Source organism: Pseudomonas sp. GW823-FHT04A03, from assembly GCF_058796615.1.
Window position 1 is genome coordinate 327830 of record NZ_JBXAIV010000001.1, and the last position, 17997, is coordinate 345826.

Consider the following 17997-nt stretch of genomic DNA (forward strand, 5'->3'; position numbering starts at 1 on the left):
GGCTTAATCAACCTGCGCAAACCGCTCCACCAGCCAATCGATAAACACCCGCACCCGATTGCTCAAATGCCGGTTCGGCGGATACAGCACATGAAACGGATACGCCGGCGGGCGCCAGTCCTCAAGGATCGGCACCAGTTCGCCGCGCTCGATGGCCGTCCTGACCGTGTAGTTGAAGGTGTGGATGATCCCCAGCCCGGCGAGCCCGGCCGCCAGATGCGCGTTGCTCTCGTTGACGCTGATCAGGCCTTTGCCTTCGATCTGATGGCGTTCGCTGTTGCGCTGGAAGTTCGACGGCAGGATGCGTCCGGTGGAGGCCGAGCGGTAGGCGATCACCTGGTGGCTGGCCAGTTCGAGCGGGTGGCTCGGGGTGCCATGGCGTTGCAGATAATCGGGCGTGGCGCAGGTGGTCCAGGACACTTCGCCGAGGCGGCGCACGGCGAGGGTTTGTTCGGTCAGCGGGCCGCCGCGAATCACGCAGTCGACGCGCTCGCTGATCAGGTCCACCGGGCGATCGCTGACGCCCAGATCAACCTGGATGTCTGGATAGCGTTCGAAGAACTTCGGTAGCTCGGGGATCACCAGCATCGTCGCGGTCGAGCCGCCGATGTCCACGCGAATCCGGCCGCGCAGCAGGCCTTGGGCCTGGCTGAAACCTTGGTCGATGTCGTCCAGTTGATGCAGCAGTTGTTGGGTCAGTTGGTAATAGGAGGCGCCGTCGGCCGTGACGGTGAGGCGGCGGGTGGTGCGTTGCAGCAGGCGCACGCCGAGGTGGTTTTCCAGTTGGCCGATCAGCTTGCTGACGGTGGTTTTCGGCAGGTTCAGCGAGTCGGCGGCTTTGGTGAACGAACCGCTTTCCACGACGCGGGCGAAGGTGCGGATCGCCATTAACTGATTCATTGGCTCGGGCTCAGTGGATTGGACTGGGCTGAGTATTGTGCATGTCTGTGTACAAACAAAACCGATTTAGTGGATTTTTCAAATCAATCGATCGGCCTAAAGTCGCTTTCAACGGCTCACCTACGACCCGTCACCTTCCTCGAAACGGTTACTGGAGATTCATCATGAGCAACAGACTTGAAGGCAAAATCGCACTGATCACTGGCGGCACCACCGGCATCGGCCTGGCCTCGGCGCAGGAATTCGTCGCCCAGGGCGCCACGGTATTTATCACTGGCCGCCGTCAGGCCGAGCTGGACAAAGCGGTCGCCGCCATCGGCCCACGGGCCATCGGGATTCAGGGCGATGTGGCGAAGCTGGACGATCTGGATCGCATCTACAGCGAGATCGCCGCGAAGGCCGGGCACCTCGACATCCTGTTCGCCAACGCCGGCGGCGGGGATATGCTGCCGCTGGGCTCGATCACTGAAGAGCACTTCGACCGGATTTTCGGCGCCAACGTAAAGGGCACGCTGTTCACCGTGCAGAAGGCCTTGCCACTGCTGCGCGATGGCGCATCGATCCTGCTGACCTCATCGACCACTTCGGTGCAGGGCACGGAGAACTTCAGCGTCTACAGCGCGAGCAAAGCGGCGGTGCGCAACTTCGCGCGGTCGTGGCTGCTGGACCTGAAACCACGGCGCATCCGCGTCAACGCCATCAGCCCTGGCCCGGTGCGCACGCCTGGTCTGGCGGGGCTGGTGCCGGCGGAACACACGCAGGGGCTGTTCGATCAACTGGCGTCTATCGTGCCGATCGGGCGTCTGGGCGAGCCGAGCGAGATTGCCAAGGCTGCGTTGTTCCTGGCCTCGGATGACAGCAGCTTCGTCAATGGCATCGAGTTGTTCGTCGACGGCGGTACTGCGCAGATCTGATTTAAGTCGCTTGATGCCCCGGCACTTGATCAGTCGAGTGCCGGGGTTCTTCCGTTTCTTCGTCCGGCGCGTTATCCCAGATTACGCGCGGGTCGAAACTCATCGCCGACAACATCGTGAACACGACCACAAGGCCGAAAAACAGAATCCCCGGTCGCGGCTCGATATCCCCCAGCGCCTGGAATTTCACCAGCGCCGCCACCAGCGCGACCACCAGCACATCGAGCATCGACCAATAGCCGATCAGCTCGACGAAGCGGTACAGCTTCGAACGCTCCTTGCGCGCCCAATGACTGTCCCGTTGCACGGTGACCAGCAGCAGGGTCAGCGCAACAAATTTCACCCCCGGCACCGCGATGCTGGCGACGAAGATGATCAGGGCGATGTCCCACGCGCCGTGTTCCCAGAACTCCAGCACGCCGCTCATGATGGTGCTGTCGGCGCCGCTCCCGAGCAGGGTGGTGTTCATCACCGGCAGCAGATTCGCCGGCACGTAAAACGCCAGCGCGGCGAACATGTAGGCCCAGGTGCGGGTCAGCGAGTTGGTTTTACGCCGGTGCAGCGGGGCGTCGCAGCGTGGGCACTGGTGCGGCTCGCCGGTCATGTCGCAGGCCAGCCCGCAGCTGTGGCACAGGCAGAGATTGAGCTCGGTTGCCGTCGGTGGTCGTTTCATAGGATGTCCCACAGTTCGCGCACGTCGCGCCCGGCGATGCGAATCAGCAACAGGCTGAGCACGGCCAGCGCAAACAGGCCGATGCCGGGAATGACGTCGAGCATGCCCGCCAGTTTGAACACCGCGACCATCGCGCCGAGTAAACAAACCTCGAGCATGCTCCACGGCCGCAGCGTTTCCAGCCAGCGCATGCACAGCTTGAAACCCGGCGAACGGCGCGAGGCGAGGGCGAAGCTCAAGACCCAGATCAATAAAACCAACTGAAAGGCCGGGGCGATGATGATCGAGATCGCCGCGACCATCGCCATGAAGGTGATCGGCCCCTGACTCAGGGCCAGCACTGAATCCCACAGGGTCGCGCTGTTTTTCAGGCCCTTCATGCTGATGCTCATCACCGGGTAGAAATTGGCGAACAGCCACAGCATCGCCGCCGTGAAAGTCAGCGCCAGACGTTGCTCCACACTCAGGCCGTTGTAGCGCTGGAGCACACCGCCACAACGCACACAGAGGGTCTTCTGGTGTTTGGCCAGCGTGACTTTTTCGTACACGCAGTCGCAATGCTCGCAGATGATCAGTTGATCGGTGCTGGCCATGGGGCGCTCGACGGGAGGAGGGCTTGAACCCCTTCACTATAGAAGCGTTGGGGCATTCAACAACTGTCATATCCCGAAACGCACCTTTGGTCTGGCCAGCGGGCGCATCGGCAGAACCGCTCCATACTCCTGAGCGCCATTGGTAAATCGACCTTCATGAACAGCAGGAGAAACGCCATGAGTGAAAAGCCGACGATTGTGCTGGTGCACGGTTTCTGGGGCGGTGCCGCGCACTGGGGCAAGGTCATTGTGGAATTGTCGCGCAAGGGCTACGGCGCGATCCGGGCCGTGGAAATGCCCCTGACCTCGCTGGCCGACGACGCCGAACGCACCCGCAAAATGGTCGCCCAGGTGAACGGGCCGGTGCTGCTGGTCGGGCATTCCTATGGCGGCGCGGTCATCACGCAGGCCGGCAATCAGCCGAATGTGGTCGGTCTGGTCTACATCGCCGCGTTCGCCCCGGATCAAGGCGAAAGCCCAGGCGGCATCACCCAGGAACATTTGCCGGCCGCTGCGCCGAATCTGGCGCCGGACAGCGATGGTTTCCTGTGGCTTAAGGCCGACAAATTCCATGAAAGCTTTTGCCAGGACCTGCCGGCGGATGAAGCGCTGGTGATGGCGGTCACGCAGAAGGCGCCGCTGGCCAGCACCTTCGGCGATGAAATCAACAACCCGGCGTGGAAGAACAAACCGTCCTGGTATCAGATTTCCAGCGAGGATCGGATGATCCACCCGGACAACCAGAAGCGCATGTCGGCGCGGCTCAACGCGAAAAAGGTCATTACGCTGAATGCCGGCCATGCGTCGTTGGCTTCTCGCGCGGCGGAAGTGGCGGCGTTGATCGACGAAGCCGCCAAGGCCTGACGACGGCCGCGCAACCGGAGGTTTCACACCGGTTGCGTGGCATCCTCTTCCGCGATGGCAGCCCGCACGCTGGGCCGCTCGGCGATGCGTGTCATGTAGTTCGCCAGCGCTGGCCAGTCTTCGATGGCGATACTGAATGTCGGCAACCACTTCAGCACTGTGAACAGGTAGGCATCCGCTACGCCGAACACTTGCATCAGAAAGGGCTGTGTCGCGAGGATGCGGTTCAGGTAATCCAGTCGCTTGAACAGTTTGTGTTTGAAGATCGTTTTGGTGGTTTCCGGGATTTCGCTGCTGAACAACGGCGCGCTGCCGCCATGAATTTCCGAGCTGATGAAGTTCAGGTATTCCTGCAAGCGTGAGCGTTCCCAGGTGCCATTGGCCGGGGCCATCGAATGGCCGGGTACGAGGTCGGCGAGGTACTGCAGAATCGCCGGGCCTTCGGTCAGCACTTCACCGTTGTCCAGCATCAGCGCAGCCACGTAGCCCTTCGGATTGATCTGGCGAAAGTCCCGGCCGTCGGCGGTTTGCTTGGTCTGGTTGTTGACCCGGATCAGCTCGAACGGCAGCTCCAGCTCGCGCAGCACAATGTGCGGCGACAGCGAACAGGTCATGGGGGCGAAGTACAGTTTCATGGGATCTCCTTGCAGGTAGAGCCTCAGAATCCGCTATCGCTGCGCCGCTTCGCAAAGGACAAATGCAGTGCTAGCGTATGACAAAATCTCATGGACTGAAGAGGTCATATGCTCCCCCGACTGCCATCGCTCAACGGATTGCGAGCCTTCGAATGTGCGGCCCGGCACCTGAGCTTCACCCGCGCTGCCGAAGAACTGAACGTCACGCAAACCGCAATCAGCCATCAGATCCGTCGCCTCGAAGAGGAACTCGGCGTGCGACTGTTCTTGCGCTTGAAGGACGGGTTGGCGCTGACGGAGGAGGGCAGTGCTTATTTTCCCGGTGTGCGTTCGGCGTTTCAGGAATTGCGCCATTCGACCGAGCGTTTGCTGGAGGCGAACGACCACAGCGTCCTGACGATCAGCACGCTGGTGTCGGTGGCGTCCAAATGGTTGTTGCCGCGTCTGCCGTCGTTTCGCGAGGCGTATCCCGAGATCGATGTGCGGATCAGTGCCATGACCCGACTGGTCGACTTTCGTAAGGCCGGGATAGACGCGGCGATCCGCTACGGTAACGGCGAATGGCCTGGGCTGCGGGCTGACTGGCTGATGTCCGACGAGATCTTCCCGGTATGCAGCCCGCGACTGCTGACCGGCGACAAGCCTTTGAAGACACCATCGGATCTGGCCCATCACCCTTTGTTGCAGGTCAGCGGCCTGACCGCCGATGACTGGAACGACTGGCTGCACGCGGCAGGCCTGCCACCGCTCACGGCCAAAGGCCCGCGACTGACCTTCGATCTGGCAATGATGGCCGTGCAGACCGCCATTGACGGGCAGGGCGTGTGCATCGGTCGCTCGACCTACGTCGATGACGATTTGCGCGCCGGGAGACTGGTGGCGCCGTTTGATCTGCGGCTGAAGTCCACGTCGGGTTTCTACTTTGTCACGCCCCATGAAAACGCCGAGTCGAAAAAGATCGTGGCATTCAGGCAATGGCTGTCAGAAGTGCTGTGAGTTGTATGCGCGTGTATCCATCCCGCCGCCGTACACAATCAGGTAACAAACCCCGACCTCACGACACATCCCGCGTACATGCCTCGCCCAAAGTAGTCGCCGACACACCACTACTTCCAAGAGGGCAACACCATGCGCCGCACACTTCTGATGACCGCTGCCGCCGTACTCGTTTCGCTGACCGGCCTCGCCCACGCGGCTGACACCCCATCCGCCGCCCCGGCGAAAAGCTGGCAGCAGGGCCTGAGCCGCACCGATCTGGTCCGTCAGGATCTGGGCGCTGCGGATCGTGAAGTGATCCAGGCCCGCGTCGATTTCGAACCGGGCGTCACGTCGCCCAACCATGCGCATCCGGGTGTCGAAGTGGCTTACGTGATCAGCGGCACGTTTGAATACCGGCTTGAAGGCCAGGCGCCGGTGACGCTCAAGGCGGGGGATTCGCTTTTCATCCCGGCGGGTGTGGCGCATATCGCGAAGAATGTCGGCAACGAGAAGGGCTCGGAGCTGGCGACGTATATCGTCAAGAAGGGCGAGCCGCTGCTGATTCTCAAGCAGTAACGTTCCGCCAGAATGAAGAGGGCCTGCCGATGTGGCAGGCCTTTTTGCGTCTGATGCCCAGCGGCCTGCTCAGCCAGAACGCTGAGCGAGTGTCAGCAAAACCCCGAAGCTCACGAGCAACCCGCCAAACGCCCGGTCAATCCACTGCCGTGCAGCCATCAGTTTCTCCCGCACGCTCCCGGCGGAAAAACACAGCGCAACCAGACTGAACCACGCCACGTGCGCGCCTGCAATGAACAGTCCATAGGCGATTTGCGTCGTAAGGCCGGTGTCCGGTCGCACGACACCCATGAACAGACTGACGATGAAAATCGAGGTTTTCGGGTTCAGCGCATTGGTGAGAAACCCCGTGCGCAGCGCGGCCAGATCCGACAGGGCCGGTGGCGCTGCGTCCAGCGGTTGGGCGTCGGGCCGGGCGCGCAGCATCTTGATCCCCAGATAAATGAGATACGCAGCGCCCGCCAGCTTCAGCGCCGTGAACAGCCACGGCGTTTGTTGCAGAACCCATCCCAGCCCCAGCAGCGTATAGCAGACGTGAACCAGCCCCCCGAGACCAATGCCCACCGCCGTGAGAACGCCGGCACGTCGCGAGAGCAGCAAACCGTTGCGACAGACCATGGCGAAATCCGGCCCGGGGCTGATGCAGGCCAGCAGGGTGATGGTGATTACAGCTATCCATTCGCTCATGGTGGAACCTTGGGGTGGTTGGTGATAGAAAGCGATGTTTACAGATCCTGTGCGCTGGAACTAACGATGATTTCTGACGTAAATGGTGAATTTGACTCACTGTCTTCCGAGGCTCGGTTGCCGTCGCTGCTTGCGCTGCGCTGTTTCGAATCCGCCGGCCGATTCGAGAACTTCGCCCGTGCGGCGGATGAGTTGCATCTGACACCCGGCGCGATCAGCCGGGCCGTGCGCCTGCTGGAGGAGGATCTGGGCGTCGACCTGTTCGAGCGGCGCCAACGCAGGGTTTTCCTGACGGATGCAGGAAGGCGTCTGTTGAAAGCCGTGAGTGAAGGGCTCGGGGTGATGCACCAGGCGGTGCGCGAGATTCGCAGCGAAGCGCGCCGAACCCGGCGGCTGGTCCTGTCCTGCGAGCCGACGCTGCTGATGCGCTGGCTGATTCCGCGCTGGAACGACTTCCTGGCGCAACACCGCGGCCCGGACATTCATCTGGTGGCGGGCGGCGGACTCTTTTCATTCGAGCAGGGGATCGATCTGGCGATTCGGCGCGACGACTTTCCTCGTCCACCCGGTTATCACGCTGAAAGGTTATTTGCGGAGCAGGTCGGGCCCGTCTGCCGACCCGAAAGGGTTGCCCAGTGGTTTGACGGAAAACAGCTTAAGGCCTCGGCCCCGCTGCTTCAAACAACCAGCCGCCCCACAGCGTGGCAAGAGTGGGCAACCGCCAAAGGTCAGCCCGTTCCCGCGACGGAGATGCAGTCTTTCGAACATTTCTACTTCAGTATTCAAGCGGCTGTCGCGGGCTTGGGCGTGGCCATCGGTCCGTGGCACCTGGTTCGCGACGATATCCAGAGCGGCGTGCTGGCCGCGCCCTCCGGATTTGTTGAAGACGGCTCGCATTATTGCCTGCTGTCACCCGCACCTCCCAAGCCCGGCAGCCTTGAGATGGAGCTGCTTGAATGGTTGCGTTCGGTGGGTTGAGGAGGGTGAATGCCGCCGTCAATGCTCCATTCCCTTAACACCTTCGTTTGATTGCCGCGTGTCGGTTTTACTGCAAAGATTTTCGTTGGTTTTTCCCCCTGCATTTCTCTCAGCTACGGTTAGCAATGGTGCCGAACGGCATACAGGTAACGGTGCCCCATGATCCAGCGATTCCCAACGGCTGCGACGGCGATGAATGAAGGCATGCAGATTCTGTGGGACGACGGAGAACGCATTCTCCACCGGGGCAGACGTGCCTCTGGCAGCCGCGAGGTTGATGTCCTGATTGCCTCGCTCGCAGCGGGGCATGCTTCGGGCGCCAGCGTCGAGCGTCTTGCCCATGAGTTTTCCCTGAGAGACCAACTGGACGCCGACTGGGCGGCGCGTCCACTTGAGTTGTTGCATGACGATGGCAGGCTGCAACTGGTGCTCGAAGACCCGGGTGGTGTGCCGCTGGCCCGTTTGCTGACGGCCCCGCTGGACGTTGCGACGTTTCTGCCGCTGGCCATCAGCGTCGCGGTGGCGCTGGGCAAGTTGCATCGGCGCGGTCTGATTCACAAAGACATCAAGCCCGCTCACCTTCTGGTGAATTGCCCCGACGGCCACGCCCGACTCACCGGTTTCTGCCTGGCATCGCGCCTGCCTCGCGAACGCCACGCCGCTGAACCGCCCGAGACGTTGTCCGGGACCTTGGCCTATATGGCTCCGGAGCAGACGGGCCGGATGAACCGCTCGGTGGATTCGCGCAGCGACCTCTATGCCTTCGGCGTCACGCTTTATCAAATGCTCACCGGGTCGCTGCCGTTTACCGCCGCCGACCCGATGGAGTGGCTGCATTGCCATATCGCCCGCACGCCGATGCCGCCGAGTGCGCGGGTGGCGACCGTGCCTGAAATGCTGTCGCGGATCGTCATGAAGCTGCTGGCCAAGACCGCCGAGGAGCGTTATCAGTCTGCGCTTGGTGTCGAGCAGGATTTGCGCCGTTGTCTGGCAGGTTGGCACCAGCAGGATCTGAATGAGTTTGCGCTGGACGAGCAGGGGACATGCGACCGTTTGCTGATCCCCGAAAAACTCTACGGCCGAGAATCGGAAGTGCAGACGCTGATCGCCGCATTCGAACGGATCGTCGTCAGCCGTCGACCGGAACTGGTGCTGGTCTCCGGCTATTCGGGCATCGGTAAATCCTCGGTGGTCCACGAACTGCATCAAACCCTGGTGCCGGTGCGCGGATTCTTCGCCAGCGGCAAATTCGACCAGTACAAACGCGACGTGCCTTATTCGACCCTGGCCCAGGCGTTTCAGGGACTGGTGCGCACGCTTCTGGGCCAGAGCGATTCGCAAATGGCCGTCTGGCGCAACGCGCTGCAGCAAGCGCTGGGGACAGAGGCGCGGCTGGTGACCGACCTGATCCCGGAACTGAAACTGATCATCGGCGATACGCCGCCAGTGGCAGACCTGGAACCGCCACAGGCGCAGCGTCGGTTCCTGAAGGTCATGCGGCGGTTCATCGGCGTGTTTGCCCGTGCCGAACATCCGCTGGTGCTGTTTCTTGATGATTTGCAGTGGCTGGACGTGGCGACGCTCAATTGGCTGGAGGAACTGCTGACGCGCTCCGACTTGCAGCACTTGATGCTGATCGGCGCCTACCGCAGCAACGAGGTGGATGCCTCGCACCCGTTGACCACCCGGTTGAGCGCCATCAAAGCGGCGGGCGGCCGGGTGCAGGAGGTCACTTTGTTGCCACTGGCCGGATCGCATATCGCGCAATTGGTCGCCGAGTCGTCGCGCTCCCAGCAGTCGTACATCGCGCCGCTCGTACAACTGATTCTGGACAAGACCGCGGGCAATCCCTTCTTCGTCATTCAGTTTCTGCAAACCCTCGTCGAACAGGATCTGCTGACCTTCGACCATGAACGCCGGCAGTGGATCTGGGACGCACAACGCATTCATGCCAAGGGCTACACCGACAATGTGGTCGACCTGATGCTCGACAAGCTGGCGCGGTTGCCTGCTGAAACGCAGCAGGCGTTGCAGCAGCTGGCCTGCCTGGGCAACGTCGCCGATGTCGCTTCTTTGGCTACCGTTTTGGATTTGCCTGTCGCGCAGGTTCACGGGGTGTTGTGGCCGGCGGTTCGTCACGAGTTGATCACGCGTCAGGACAGCGTCTATGGCTTCGTTCACGACCGGGTCCAGGAAGCCGCGTATCTGCTGGTTGATGAGGCTTTCCGTGCGCAGCATCACCTGCGGATCGGGCGTTTGCTGGTGGAGAAGACGCCGGCAGACAAGCATGCAGAAAAGATTTTCGAGATGGTCGGCCAGCTCAATCGCGGCGCCGTGCTAATGGAGCGGCAACAGGAGCGCGAACACCTCGCGCAGCTGAATCTGCTGGCGGGCGAACGGGCCAGGGCATCGACGGCCTACGCCTCGGCGCTGACGTATTTCGCCCAGGGCGTAGCGTTGCTGGATGAGGGTGGCTGGGAGCATCAGCGTGAGTTGATGTTTGCGCTGGAGTCCGGCCGGGCCTTGTGCGAATTTCTCACCCGGCAGTTGGGGAGCGCCGAAGCCCGCCTGCGGCAATTGTCACGCCGCGCGCAGACGCTAACCGAACGCACCCATGTTGCCTGCCTGCAAGCGGATCTCTACCTGATTCTGAATCAGAGCGACAACGCGGTGACGGTGTGCCTGGCTTTCCTGCGTTATCTGGGGATCGAGTGGTCGCCTCATCCCGATGACGACGAGGTGCGTGACGAATATTTGCGGATCGGGCAACGGCTGGTCGAGCGCCCCATTGAGGCGTTGATCGACCTGCCGCCCATGGTGGATGAAACCGCGCTTGCCACCCTGGAAGCACTGACCAAGCTGATCGTCACGGCGGTCCACATGGACGGCAATCTTCCGGGCCTGGCCATGTGCCGGGCGATCAACCTGAGCATCGAATACGGCAACAGCGACGCTTCGTGCGTGGCTTATGCCAACGTGTCCCGGGTCGCCGGACGACGGTTCGCGGACTATCCGGCCGGCCTGGCATTCGCGGAGCTGGGCTGTCGGCTGGTCGAACGGCGCGATCTGGAACGCTACAAGGCGCGCACGCAACTGGCGTTCTGGCTGTTTGCCAAGCGCTGGGCTCAACCGATACGCACATGCCTTGAACCGTTGGCGCAGATATTTGAAGTGGCGAACCGCACCGGCGATCTGCCGATTGCCGCGTTTACCGGCAACAGCCGGGTTTCCAACCTGCTGGCCACTGGCGAGCCTTTAGCCGGGTTGCAGGAGGAGGCTGAACGCGGGCTGGCGTACGCCAGAAAAATCGGCTTCGGCGTGGTCATCGACTTTATCGAAACGCAGTTGGCGTTTATCCGGATGCTTCGGGGCCAGACGCCAATCTTCGGCGACATCGGCCCGGGAGCGTTTTCCGAGCGCCACCCCGAGGATCACCAGACTTCGCTGGTTGCCATTTGCTGGCACTGGATTCGCACCTTGCAGGCCGGCTATTTCGCCGGCCAGTACGAGGCAGCGGCAGAGGCCGGCGTAGCTGCTCGACAATTGCTTCGGTCATCGCACTCGTTCCTTGAAGAGGCAGAATATTGCTTCTACCAGGCCTTGACCGTCGCCGCCCTGTGCAGCGCCAAGCCTGCCGGAAAGCGGCACGAGCAACTTGAGGTCATTACCGCGCAATACCGGCAATTGCAGGTCTGGGCCGAACTCTGCCCGGACAATTTCGCCAGCCACGCCGCGTTGCTGGCGGGGGAAATTGCCCGACTTGAAGGTCGGCTGCTGGAGGCCGAGCACTGCTATGAGCAGGCGATCGAACGGGCGCAGCGCAGCGGTTTCCTGCAGATCGAAGCTCTGGCCAACGAGCTCGCCGCGCGCTTCTATCAACAACGTGGATTGCAAAAGATTGCCCGGGTCTATCTGCAGGATGCCCGCTATGGCTACCAGCGCTGGGGCGCCGAGGGAAAGGTTCGACAACTGGAGGCCGAACACCCGTTTCTGCGAGTCGAAAAACCGCTGTCCGGTCCCACCAGCACCATCGCGACACCGGTCGAGCATCTGGACTTGGCCACCGTGTTGAAGGTGTCTCAAGCGGCCTCCAGTGAAATCGTCCTCGAAAAGCTGATCGACATGATCATGCGCACCGCGATTGAGCAGGCCGGCGCGCAGCGCGGCGTGCTGATCCTGACGGAGCAGGGCGAGCAGCGGATCGTCGCTGAGGCGACCACCCGTGATGACACCACGCAGCTGGATCTGCACGATGCGCCGGTGGCGGCGAAGCTGCTGCCGGAGTCGGTCCTCAATCACGTGCTGCGTACCCAGGAAAATCTGGTGCTGGATGACGCGTTGGCCGAACCATCGTTCGCTGCCGATCCGTATGTTCGCCAGCATCGCACACGCTCGGTACTGTGCCTGCCGTTGCTCAATCAGGCGAAACTGATCGGCGCGCTTTACCTGGAAAACAACCTGACGTCACGGGTATTCAGCCCTTCGCGGATCGCCGCGCTCAGGCTGGTCGCTTCACAAGCGGCGATCTCGCTGGTCAATGCGCGCCTGTACCGCGATGTCGCCGAGCGCGAGGTCAAAAGCCGTGAGAGCGAGCAGCGTTATCGCGAGATACAGGCGGAGCTGGCCCATGCCTGCCGCGTTGCGACGATGGGACAGCTCGCGGCCTCGATTGCTCATGAGGTCAGCCAGCCGCTGGCCTCGACACTCGCCAGCGCCCAGGCCGCCCTGCGCTGGTCGGGTGCCGCGCCACCGAATCTCGAAGAGACACGCCTGTGCCTGGAACGCATCGTCAAGGATGCCCATCGAGGCAGTGAGGTGCTGGACCGCATTCGCGGGCTGATTCGCAAGGCGCCTCAGCCGAAGGAGCCGGTCAACCTCAACGAGGTGATTGGCGAGGTCATCGAGATCACCCAGAGTCAGGCGCAGAAGGGTGGAGTGCTGGTGGAGGCGCAGATGGCGTCAGGTCTGCCAAGGGTCGATGGCGATCGCGTCGAGCTGCAGCAAGTGGTGCTCAACCTGGTGATGAACGCGCTGGAAGCTATGAGCGGTGCAGGTGTCGTCAAGGGAGCATTGCGCATCTGCACGCAGACCAATGAGGCGGGGCAGGTGTGGGTTTGCGTCAGCGATTCGGGGCCGGGTTTCGGCGAGCATTCGATCGGGCAGTTGTTCACGCCGTTCTACACCACCAAACCCACGGGGCTGGGCATGGGACTGTCGATTTGCCGCTCGATCATCGAGACCCATGGCGGCCAATTGTGGATCGAGGCCAATCAGCCGTGCGGTGCGGTCGTCCAGTTTGTTCTGCCGGCGGATGCCGTTCTTCTTCCGTGACCAGAAAAAAAGGCGCCCGCCAAAATAACCGTGGCGGGCGCCTGGGAGTGCGCAGCAGAGGGGCAATCGTGAAGCGTCGGGGGATCAGGCCACCGGAATCAACGGGTCGGCAGCGGCCAGTGCGGTTGCACGATCGGCGGCTGGCGGGTAGATCCACACGGTGTTGATCTGGGTCTTGAGGTCTTTGGCTTCTTGCCCGACCAGTTTCAATTGACGGTCCCAGCCCTCGGTGAACACCGCGCCCCAGGCGCCGAGGTCAAGGCAGGTCACGTACTTGGGCTGGCTGTAGGTCATCGGTGCGACCCCAATCAAGTCAGCCGCCACGTTGTTGCCGGCATAACGGCCCAGGCAAATTGCATGCTGGCAGGACATCGCGGCGTAGTTTCCGAGGTCATCCGTGGCGGCATAAGCAACGTCGCCGGCAGCGAAGACATCCACGTGCCCCAGCACTTTCAGGTTGCCGTCGACATGCAGACGACCCTGCGGATCACGGCTGCCAGGCACTTGCTCGGTGAGCGGGCTGGCGCGGAAGCCAACGGTCCAGACGACGGTGCTGGACTCGATACGTTTGCCGTCGGCCAGGGTCACGCCGCCGGCATCGACCGAGGCGACCGAGGCGTCGAGCACCCATTCGATGCCCAATTCTTTGGACGCTTCGACAATGGACGGGCGAATACCGTCACCCATCGTTGCAGCGATTTGTGGGGCACGATCCACCACGATGACTCTGATCTGCGCATCGTCACCCAGGGCGGCACGCAGGCGGGCCGGCATTTCGGTGGCGGTTTCGATCCCGGTAAAACCGCCACCGGCGACCACCACGGTATTTCGCGCAGCGCTCGGCGGCTGGCTCTTCAAGGACTTGATATGGGCTTCGAGGCGAGCGGCTTCTTCGATCTGATCGACGTCGAAGGCGTGTTCGATCATGCCCTTGAGCGGTGGACGGATCACGCGGCTGCCGGCGGCCAATACCAGCCGGTCATAGTTCAGCGTACCTTGCGTGCCGAAGGCATCGCTGTAGGTCACTTGCTTGCTGGCGGTGTCGATGCTGTCGGCGATGCCTTTGACGAATTTCACGCCGACTGCATCGAACAGTTCACCCAGCGGCGCCTTCATGTTGTGGACATCCGGCTCGTAGAAGCGCGGACGGATGCGCAGTTCTGCCTGGGGCGCGAGGACGGTGATCTGCACGTCGTTACGATCATGCTGGTCCAGCAGACGTGCGGCGCTCAAGGCGCTCCAGACTCCACCAAACCCTGCGCCTATCACTAAAATGTGCTGTTTCATCGGATGACTCCTGAGGAAATTCTGATCGTTGAACGGCTTGTCTGTTCACGCGTGACCGTCTCCCGGTCTGCACGAAAATGGCTGTTGTGAACAACCGCAGAACCGGTTCGATTCGCTGGTGTTGATGCTATCGGGGAAGGCGCGCCGGGACACTTCTACATAGGGTCAGTGCCGACATGCTTAGGTGTGAGGTGGGGTATACACAGGTATAGGAAGAGGGCGGTCAAACGGGCCGATTGAACGCACTTTCGATGCAGGTGATGAGTTCGCCGCAAGGGAAAGGTTTGGGGAAGTAGGCGAGCGGCTCGGGAAATGCTGCGTCGACCTGGGGCGGTGGCCCCTGGTAGCCAGTGATGAAAATGATCGGGATGCGGATGCCTCGGGCACACAGCGCGTCGTACATCTGGATGCCGGACAGGCCGGGCATCTGGATGTCCGAGATGATGCAGCCGGGGCGGGGCGGCGCAGTCATCGCCAGAAAAGCCTCTGCGTTCGGGTACAGCTGCACGGTGTAGCCGTGGGAGCGCAACAGGCTGTCCAGCGCCATGCGCACGGATTCATCATCATCGACAACCGAAACAACAGCGGTGTGGGACATTGCTTTACCAGGGCTGATCTCGGGTAGCCCGTCAAGGACGCCCGCCATTCCCGCACGATACGCCGCTCGGTCCGGCGGCGTACTTATACGTGTGTATAGCGACAGTATTTGAACGTCGGCGGGCCCGATGCGATTGCGCCGTGTGGCGTCAGCGCGAGAACCGGCTGCGGTATTCCCGGGGCGAGACCGAGAGGTGACGGTAGAAGGTGTCGCGCATGCGTTCCTCGTCGCCAAACCCGCACAACAGAGCGATCTGGTCGATGTTGCGCTGAGAGTCTTCGAGCATCCGTCGCGCAGCTTCCAGGCGAAACAGCTCGAGCGCCTTCGCCGGCGTGCGACCAACCTTGCGTTTGTAGACGCGGGCGAAATTACGCGGGCTCATCTGCGCCTGCCGGGCCAGCGATTCCACGTTGAGGTGCGTGTCGCCGAGGTTTTCGCTGATCCACAGGTGCAATTCGTCAAAGCAGCCTCGGTCGTCGATCTGCGATTGCAGCAACTGGCTGAACTGCGCCTGACCGCCGGGACGCTTGAGAAAAACCACCAGCTCCCTTGCCACCTGCAATGCCACCGCACGGCCGCAATCGGCCTCGACCAGCGCCAGTGCCATGTCGATCCCGGTGGTGACCCCGGCGGAAGTCCAGACCTTGCCCTGCTGGATGTAGATCGCATCAAGGTCGACCTCGACACTCGGAAAACCACCCTTGAGCATGTCGCACATTCCCCAATGGGTGGTCGCGCGCAATCCTTCCAGCAGCCCGGCCTGGGCCAGCAGAAAAGTGCCGCTGCACACCGAGGCGGTGCGTCCGGCCTTGACCGACGCCGCGCGCAGCCAGTCCACCAGTGCAACATTGTCGACCATGGCCTGACGGATGTTCGGCGCACCGGGCACGATCAGCGTATCGATCACGGTGTCGTCAAAGGTGTGGAGGGGTAGGGTGTCGACCGACAGCCCTTCGGCGGTGGCAATCAATCCTCCGTCGAGGCTTGCGGTGTGCAACGCGTAGCCAGGCAAGCCGCGTTCAGCCCTGGCTTTGGACGCTGCCCAGAACACGGTCTGCGCGCCGGTCAGGTCCAGCAAGCCCATCTGGGGATACGCCAGGAACACCAGGGTGCGCGGTTGCGCGAGCAGACAGGTGAGCGGGGCGGGTTGGAGAAGAATCGAGTTCATGACTGCTTTGAAGGCTGGGTGATCGCCAGTTTTCGACGATTCGGTGTGGCGTAGTGTCCGCGTTTGCGGGCAGGAGCGCGAATATACATTGGTATGGGGCACAGTCTCTTCAGCGCCGGTCGTACTCGCTCAATCCGGCGCAAACCCTATACCCGCGTATGGTGTTGGTCGTCGTGGTCGCGATGCACACTCGATTTCAAGGAGCGCTATTTCGCTCTTGCGGCATTCCTCCGAGAAATCCTGACTCAGCCAAAAGGAAAGCGACCATGTCTACCTATCTGAATCACTCCCAACAAACCAGTACAGCGTCCAGCCTGCCATTCACCTCGAACTTCGGCCAGGCCCAGGAGCTGGTGCCTTCGCGCTACGCACTGCAGGTCGGCGACATCGACGTGGTGGTGATCAGCGATGGCGTGCTGCCGCTGCCGACCTCGACCATGTCGACCAATGCCGATCCGCAGGCTCGCGCCGCGTGGTTCAAGGACATGTACCTGGGGCCGGACGCGTTCGACTGGGCACTCAACGTGCTGGTGGTGCGCAGCGGCGAGCAGATCATTCTGGTCGACGCGGGACTGGGCGGGCAGTTCCCCGGGTTCCCCCGGGCCGGCCAGTTGCCGAAACGGCTGGAGGCGGCGGGCATCGATCTGGCCAGCGTGACCGACATCGTGATCACCCACATGCACATGGACCATGTCGGCGGCCTGCTGGTCGACGAAGTGAAGAGCCGGTTGCGTCCGGACGTGCGCATCCACGTCTCGGCGAAAGAGGTCGAGTTCTGGGAAACGCCGGACTTCACCCAGACCGTCATGCCGGCGCCGGTGCCTGACGTTCTGCGTGCGACGGCCAATCAGTTCATCAACGATTACCGCGGCCAGGTGCGCACCTTCGAGGATGAATACGAAGTGGCGCCGGGTGTGGTGGTGAAACTCACCGGCGGCCATACGCCGGGGCACAGTATTGTCTACGTCAACTCCGGCGGCGAACGCCTGACCTTTGCCGGCGACGCGTTGTTTCCGGTGGCCTTCGAGCACCCGGAGTGGCACAACGGTTTTGAGCATGATCCTGAAGAATCGGTGCGTGTCCGTGTGCGCCTGATGCGTGAGGCGGCGGCCAGCGGTGAGTGGTTCGTTGCTACCCATCTGCCGTTCCCGTCGGTGGGCCGCGTGGCGGTCGATGGTGATGCGTTCCGCTGGATCGCAGCGTTCTGGGATTACTGATTGGCTGTTGGCGACCCGGCTGCATTTTGCCGGGCTCCCATCAAGACACGGCCCCGCAAGTGATGAACTTGCGGGGCCTTTTTTTGTTTTGAGGTTTATCGGTCGGGCAGCGGTGCCAGCGCTGCCCAGGTGTTCAACGTCGACGCATCAGCGCCTGCTCGATGCAGGCCAGCAGAGCCTCGGTATGGAACGGTTTGGAGAAATAGCCTTCCGGCGTCTTCACACGGGCACTGAACTCGGGGGGCAGGCCTGGTTTGCCGGTGATGAAGATCGTCGGAATATGGATCTTCCTGGCCGCCAGCGCCTCGTACATTTCGACCCCGCACATGCCCGGCATCTGAATGTCCGAGATCAGACACCCGGTCTGCTCTGGCGCGCTGGATTCAAGAAATGCAAAAGCGCTGGTGAACGTCTTGACTGTATAACCGCAAGACCGCAACAAGCTGTCCAGTGAAACCAGAACAAGTTCGTCATCATCGACAACTGAAATAAGAGCTGAGTTGAACATGGGGGAAACCTTGCGTCTTTTGCGGGTGGCTGTAGCGCCCGCCATACTTGCAAGATACGCTTTCAAAAATTGTGGAATAGTATACGTGGG

General features: G+C 61.8%; 16 protein-coding genes. 7 read left to right on the plus strand and 9 right to left on the minus strand.

Annotated features, from left to right (window positions below; genetic code table 11):
• Positions 1-3: 3 nt before the first annotated feature.
• Positions 4-900: a LysR family transcriptional regulator gene (locus AC1Q9F_RS01425; protein ID WP_492619215.1), complete on the minus strand. Its 897-nt coding sequence runs from the start codon at positions 898-900 to the stop codon at positions 4-6.
• A 164-nt stretch (positions 901-1064) separates the two neighbouring features.
• Here AC1Q9F_RS01425 and AC1Q9F_RS01430 point away from each other — a divergent pair, with 164 nt between their 5' ends.
• A complete protein-coding gene (locus AC1Q9F_RS01430) occupies positions 1065-1814 on the plus strand; it encodes an SDR family NAD(P)-dependent oxidoreductase (RefSeq protein ID WP_007955220.1) in 750 nt (249 codons plus the stop codon).
• A gap of 1 nt (position 1815) precedes the next feature.
• Here the strand turns inward: AC1Q9F_RS01430 and AC1Q9F_RS01435 are convergent, their stop codons facing one another.
• Both AC1Q9F_RS01435 and AC1Q9F_RS01440 read right to left on the minus strand, forming a co-directional pair.
• Complete coding sequence (locus AC1Q9F_RS01435; RefSeq protein ID WP_492619214.1) at positions 1816-2487, minus strand: paraquat-inducible protein A; 672 nt, start codon at positions 2485-2487, stop codon at positions 1816-1818.
• Entirely contained in the window at positions 2484-3080 is a 597-nt protein-coding gene (locus AC1Q9F_RS01440; RefSeq protein ID WP_492619213.1) for a paraquat-inducible protein A, read from the minus strand. The genes AC1Q9F_RS01435 and AC1Q9F_RS01440 overlap by 4 nt, the downstream gene beginning before the upstream one ends.
• Positions 3081-3257: 177 nt before the next feature.
• Here AC1Q9F_RS01440 and AC1Q9F_RS01445 point away from each other — a divergent pair, with 177 nt between their 5' ends.
• Positions 3258-3944, plus strand: a complete 687-nt coding sequence (locus AC1Q9F_RS01445; RefSeq protein WP_492619212.1) for an alpha/beta hydrolase — start codon at positions 3258-3260, stop codon at positions 3942-3944.
• Between the two features lie 23 nt (positions 3945-3967).
• Here AC1Q9F_RS01445 and gstA read toward each other — a convergent pair whose 3' ends face one another.
• Complete coding sequence (gene gstA / locus AC1Q9F_RS01450) at positions 3968-4579, minus strand: glutathione transferase GstA (protein WP_492619211.1); 612 nt, start codon at positions 4577-4579, stop codon at positions 3968-3970.
• 108 nt (positions 4580-4687) lie between these two features.
• On the opposite strand from gstA, the gene AC1Q9F_RS01455 reads away from it, so the two are divergent.
• Positions 4688-5575: a transcriptional regulator GcvA gene (locus AC1Q9F_RS01455; RefSeq protein WP_492619210.1), complete on the plus strand. Its 888-nt coding sequence runs from the start codon at positions 4688-4690 to the stop codon at positions 5573-5575.
• A gap of 132 nt (positions 5576-5707) precedes the next feature.
• Positions 5708-6133, plus strand: a complete 426-nt coding sequence (locus AC1Q9F_RS01460; protein ID WP_007955201.1) for a cupin domain-containing protein — start codon at positions 5708-5710, stop codon at positions 6131-6133.
• Positions 6134-6202: 69 nt separating this feature from the next.
• Here AC1Q9F_RS01460 and AC1Q9F_RS01465 read toward each other — a convergent pair whose 3' ends face one another.
• Complete coding sequence (locus tag AC1Q9F_RS01465; protein WP_492619209.1) at positions 6203-6820, minus strand: LysE family translocator; 618 nt, start codon at positions 6818-6820, stop codon at positions 6203-6205.
• A 66-nt stretch (positions 6821-6886) separates the two neighbouring features.
• Here AC1Q9F_RS01465 and AC1Q9F_RS01470 point away from each other — a divergent pair, with 66 nt between their 5' ends.
• A complete protein-coding gene (locus tag AC1Q9F_RS01470) occupies positions 6887-7798 on the plus strand; it encodes a LysR family transcriptional regulator (RefSeq protein ID WP_492619208.1) in 912 nt (303 codons plus the stop codon).
• Between the two features lie 204 nt (positions 7799-8002).
• Complete coding sequence (locus tag AC1Q9F_RS01475) at positions 8003-13129, plus strand: trifunctional serine/threonine-protein kinase/ATP-binding protein/sensor histidine kinase (RefSeq protein ID WP_492619446.1); 5127 nt, start codon at positions 8003-8005, stop codon at positions 13127-13129.
• 84 nt (positions 13130-13213) lie between these two features.
• Here the strand turns inward: AC1Q9F_RS01475 and AC1Q9F_RS01480 are convergent, their stop codons facing one another.
• From AC1Q9F_RS01480 to AC1Q9F_RS01490, 3 genes are all read right to left on the minus strand, one after another.
• Complete coding sequence (locus AC1Q9F_RS01480) at positions 13214-14416, minus strand: NAD(P)/FAD-dependent oxidoreductase (protein WP_492619207.1); 1203 nt, start codon at positions 14414-14416, stop codon at positions 13214-13216.
• A gap of 223 nt (positions 14417-14639) precedes the next feature.
• Positions 14640-15014: a response regulator transcription factor gene (locus tag AC1Q9F_RS01485; RefSeq protein WP_007955198.1), complete on the minus strand. Its 375-nt coding sequence runs from the start codon at positions 15012-15014 to the stop codon at positions 14640-14642.
• A gap of 148 nt (positions 15015-15162) precedes the next feature.
• Positions 15163-16182 carry a GlxA family transcriptional regulator gene (locus AC1Q9F_RS01490; protein ID WP_492619206.1) on the minus strand — a complete coding sequence of 340 codons (1020 nt, stop codon included), beginning with the start codon at positions 16180-16182 and terminating at the stop codon, positions 15163-15165.
• Positions 16183-16448: 266 nt separating this feature from the next.
• Here AC1Q9F_RS01490 and AC1Q9F_RS01495 point away from each other — a divergent pair, with 266 nt between their 5' ends.
• Positions 16449-17399 (plus strand): MBL fold metallo-hydrolase, encoded by a 951-nt coding sequence (locus AC1Q9F_RS01495; RefSeq protein ID WP_492619205.1) that lies wholly within the window; start codon positions 16449-16451, stop codon positions 17397-17399.
• Positions 17400-17532: 133 nt separating this feature from the next.
• Here the strand turns inward: AC1Q9F_RS01495 and AC1Q9F_RS01500 are convergent, their stop codons facing one another.
• Positions 17533-17907, minus strand: coding sequence for a response regulator (locus AC1Q9F_RS01500; protein WP_492619204.1), 375 nt, complete (start codon positions 17905-17907; stop codon positions 17533-17535).
• Positions 17908-17997 lie beyond the last annotated feature (90 nt).

Excerpts from the sequence above, each read along its gene's own strand:
- AC1Q9F_RS01425 (WP_492619215.1), bottom strand. The coding sequence starts at position 900 with ATGAATCAGTTAATGGCGATCCGCACCTTCGCCCGCGTCGTGGAAAGC.
- AC1Q9F_RS01430 (WP_007955220.1), top strand. The coding sequence starts at position 1,065 with ATGAGCAACAGACTTGAAGGCAAAATCGCACTGATCACTGGCGGCACC.
- AC1Q9F_RS01435 (WP_492619214.1), bottom strand. The coding sequence starts at position 2,487 with ATGAAACGACCACCGACGGCAACCGAGCTCAATCTCTGCCTGTGCCAC.
- AC1Q9F_RS01440 (WP_492619213.1), bottom strand. The coding sequence starts at position 3,080 with ATGGCCAGCACCGATCAACTGATCATCTGCGAGCATTGCGACTGCGTG.
- AC1Q9F_RS01445 (WP_492619212.1), top strand. The coding sequence starts at position 3,258 with ATGAGTGAAAAGCCGACGATTGTGCTGGTGCACGGTTTCTGGGGCGGT.
- gstA (WP_492619211.1), bottom strand. The coding sequence starts at position 4,579 with ATGAAACTGTACTTCGCCCCCATGACCTGTTCGCTGTCGCCGCACATT.
- AC1Q9F_RS01455 (WP_492619210.1), top strand. The coding sequence starts at position 4,688 with ATGCTCCCCCGACTGCCATCGCTCAACGGATTGCGAGCCTTCGAATGT.
- AC1Q9F_RS01460 (WP_007955201.1), top strand. The coding sequence starts at position 5,708 with ATGCGCCGCACACTTCTGATGACCGCTGCCGCCGTACTCGTTTCGCTG.
- AC1Q9F_RS01465 (WP_492619209.1), bottom strand. The coding sequence starts at position 6,820 with ATGAGCGAATGGATAGCTGTAATCACCATCACCCTGCTGGCCTGCATC.
- AC1Q9F_RS01470 (WP_492619208.1), top strand. The coding sequence starts at position 6,887 with ATGATTTCTGACGTAAATGGTGAATTTGACTCACTGTCTTCCGAGGCT.
- AC1Q9F_RS01475 (WP_492619446.1), top strand. The coding sequence starts at position 8,003 with ATGCAGATTCTGTGGGACGACGGAGAACGCATTCTCCACCGGGGCAGA.
- AC1Q9F_RS01480 (WP_492619207.1), bottom strand. The coding sequence starts at position 14,416 with ATGAAACAGCACATTTTAGTGATAGGCGCAGGGTTTGGTGGAGTCTGG.
- AC1Q9F_RS01485 (WP_007955198.1), bottom strand. The coding sequence starts at position 15,014 with ATGTCCCACACCGCTGTTGTTTCGGTTGTCGATGATGATGAATCCGTG.
- AC1Q9F_RS01490 (WP_492619206.1), bottom strand. The coding sequence starts at position 16,182 with ATGAACTCGATTCTTCTCCAACCCGCCCCGCTCACCTGTCTGCTCGCG.
- AC1Q9F_RS01495 (WP_492619205.1), top strand. The coding sequence starts at position 16,449 with ATGTCTACCTATCTGAATCACTCCCAACAAACCAGTACAGCGTCCAGC.
- AC1Q9F_RS01500 (WP_492619204.1), bottom strand. The coding sequence starts at position 17,907 with ATGTTCAACTCAGCTCTTATTTCAGTTGTCGATGATGACGAACTTGTT.